The following is a 2,804-nucleotide window of genomic DNA, read 5'->3' as shown; positions in this document are numbered from 1 at the left end:
GACCATTTTTAATTGATTATTTTTTAGTTATACTTTTTCTTCAAAGTTAAGGATTCATTCTTCTATTCAACAAGAAGCCTATCAGGATTATATTCAAAAAGTGAAGCCCATTGTTGAAAGGTATCACGGAAGATATTTAGTTCGTTCTAATCGAATTGTTTCTACGAAAGGAATTAGAAAACCAAAGCGTATCATTGTGATTGAATGGAATTCAAAGGAAAAAATGAAGGCTTGTTTTCAAAGTAAAGAATATCAATTGATTAAGGGTTTAAGAGAAAATAATGTAGAAAGTGAAGCTTTTATCGTGGAGGAAGAAAATGAATTCAAGTGTTGTTCAAATCAAAATTGATTTTTCTATTACAGATAATATTCAACGCTTTGTGTATGTGTATTTGATTCTAGGAAAGCATTGTTACTTGATTGATGCGGGTGTAAAAGGTTGTAAAGAAAAAATTGAATGTATCATGCATGAATATGGAAAAGATACATCGGATTTAAAAGCTATTTTTTTAACACATAGTCATCCCGATCATTTAGGTGGTGCATATGAATTAAAACAAGCCAGTCATTGTAAAATATATATATCCATGAATCTGAAAAAGACTGGGCACAAGATATTGATTTACAATTTCAACAAAGACCCATTCCTAATTTTTATAATCTTGTTTCGCATTCCATTCAAGTCGATGGCTTTGTCAAAAATCAAGATAAAATTGAATTGGAATCTAATTTATCTTTATGTGTTCATGAAACGAGTGGTCATTCCATTGGTTCTGTTTGTTACCAATGGAAAGAACAAAATATTTTATTTACAGGAGATGCCATACCCAACATACACGACATTCCTATTCTTGTGAATTGGAAAGACAGTATGGATTCTCTTCATTCTTTGCAAAAACTTTCTAATCATATAATTTGTCCAGCCTGGGATCGTATTTATCAAAAAGAAGAATATTTTGATATTCTTCAAAAAAGTATGGATTATTTAAATCAATTCAGAGATTTAGTTTCTCTAAATCTAAGTGTTATTGATATTTGTAAAGGGTTGGGATTAAATCCTGAATCCATTAATCCTTTGTTGATGCAAAGTATTCATTCAATTTGAATTTGATGAATATATTTTTCAATTTTTTTTGTATTCGTTTTTTGTAGATATTTATACAATTGATATTGCCATTCTTGTGTCATATCCAGTTGTTCATAAATATCTTTCATTGTGATTTGTGTGTCAAAGGCTGTATCGCAAATACACATAGCTTTTAAAAGTATGGCAATATCAACAGATTGCAAAGAAGAATAGAAGATTTGATATTGGTTTTCAAATAATATGTCTTGTTCTAATAAATCCATTAGATCATAGATATTGATGGATTTATTTTGTAGCATTTCAAATCGTTTTTCGGGTTTCATTTCTTTGAATTGTAAAAGTGTTTGTGTAAATTCTTTCTGGTTTTGTCCATAAGAAAAATGAATTTGATATTGTTTTATTATTTCAGGTGGATATAAAAATAATTCTTTTTTATGGTTTTTAAATAATTCAAAGGATTGAAGGATTTCATCTTGAAAAGATAGAATATATTCTTTTATTTCTGGGTTTGTACTGATTGTCTTTAATATAGATGGAATCTTCTTTGATATATTTATTTTTCGTAATTTTTTAATTTCTTCTTTTTTTAATAAAATACCTGGTTCATTGTATAAAAGAATATGAGCTATGTCCTGGTATAAAAGAATGGAAAATAAATTGATATTGGTTTCTTCTATAGAGATTTTGTATCGTTTTTCAAATTGAGATACTAATTCTGGGATGTCTTTTTTAAATGTTATACAAAAAGATTGTTCCAATGAAAATCGTTTTAAATAATAAAGAACACAGTCACTTCCTTTTCTTTGATACATGTCATGATCAAAGGCAAAACCATCAAATAATGGATAGTCCAGGTCTTCTGTGAGTTGACAATAATGAAAAAGAGAGTCTTTTCCTTTCAGGGTTTGAAGAAAACGAGGTATTTGTTCAAATAAAATGTTTTTATATTTTTCATTTGAAAATGGTAATAAATTAGATTGGAGTTGATTTAAAAGTTGTTGAATTTTTAAAGCATCTTCTTGTACCATTTTCCATCCATCATAAAATGTATCTCGTATTTGTTTTTGAGTTGATCCGTGTTGACACATATATTCAATAGTATTCCATATAAGTAAAGCATCGTCTTGACTCAAAGATGTACTTTGATTTTTGTTGAAGGATAAAACAAGGTCTTGAAAGAGGAGTTGTAAATCAAAATTTTGTGTTTCAATATATAAGCCTGGTTTCATTTGATCTTTGTCCTCCTTCTTGTTTTAAACATGCAATGGTTCTTTCTTTAAGTGTTTGTAGATTCATACCTGAATAGCGATTGAATTCATTCAGTAGTGTTGTATAAATTTGTTCATCACTGATTTCTAGATTTAAATATTTTCGAATGACATAATAATTTCGAATCATGGTTTTACATATTTTTTTATAGTTTTCATTGTGTACCCACTTTGAATTCAGAAAAGGAACAAGAATGGTTTCTAGTTTAGATACATCGCTTTCAATCCATTGTAGTTTTTCAAGAATTGTTTGCTGGTATTCAAAGAGTTCGATTATATCGAATTCATGGATTGTCATTCCTTTTATTAAACATTGATTTTGTATTGTCTGTATATCAAATTCAGAATTATTAAATATACTTATTTCTTTCATTTTTTTATCCTCTATATGTTTCTGGTAGTGTCAAAAATCAACGTTTTGATACAAATACAGCTACCTTGATTTATTT

General features: G+C 27.9%; 4 protein-coding genes and 1 pseudogene. 3 read left to right on the top strand and 2 right to left on the bottom strand.

The annotated features are described in order from the left end of the window. Window positions 1–52: 52 nt before the first annotated feature. The 3 genes and pseudogenes from ACI32A_RS02595 (at window position 53) to ACI32A_RS02585 (ending at window position 1,105) form a co-directional block, all read left to right on the top strand. Window positions 53–349 carry a DUF1330 domain-containing protein gene (locus tag ACI32A_RS02595; RefSeq protein ID WP_439753463.1) on the top strand — a complete coding sequence of 99 codons (297 nt, stop codon included), beginning with the start codon at window positions 53–55 and terminating at the stop codon, window positions 347–349. Then, a pseudogene (locus ACI32A_RS02590) lies at window positions 318–593 on the top strand (MBL fold metallo-hydrolase); the annotation flags it as partial. The gene ACI32A_RS02595 and the pseudogene ACI32A_RS02590, both read left to right, overlap by 32 nt. Continuing rightward, window positions 578–1,105 (top strand): MBL fold metallo-hydrolase, encoded by a 528-nt coding sequence (locus ACI32A_RS02585; RefSeq protein WP_439753462.1) that lies wholly within the window; start codon window positions 578–580, stop codon window positions 1,103–1,105. The pseudogene ACI32A_RS02590 and the gene ACI32A_RS02585, both read left to right, overlap by 16 nt. On the opposite strand, the gene ACI32A_RS02580 is transcribed toward ACI32A_RS02585, so the two are convergent. Further along, entirely contained in the window at window positions 1,093–2,316 is a 1,224-nt protein-coding gene (locus tag ACI32A_RS02580; RefSeq protein WP_439753461.1) for a DUF6179 domain-containing protein, read from the bottom strand. The genes ACI32A_RS02585 and ACI32A_RS02580 overlap by 13 nt on opposite strands. Next, window positions 2,294–2,728 carry a DUF6323 family protein gene (locus ACI32A_RS02575; RefSeq protein ID WP_439753460.1) on the bottom strand — a complete coding sequence of 145 codons (435 nt, stop codon included), beginning with the start codon at window positions 2,726–2,728 and terminating at the stop codon, window positions 2,294–2,296. The genes ACI32A_RS02580 and ACI32A_RS02575 overlap by 23 nt, the downstream gene beginning before the upstream one ends. Window positions 2,729–2,804 lie beyond the last annotated feature (76 nt).

Source organism: Floccifex sp., from assembly GCF_051873555.1.
Lineage (GTDB): Bacteria > Bacillota_I > Bacilli_A > Erysipelotrichales > Erysipelotrichaceae > Floccifex.
This window is presented reverse-complemented; position numbering and strand designations above follow the sequence as displayed.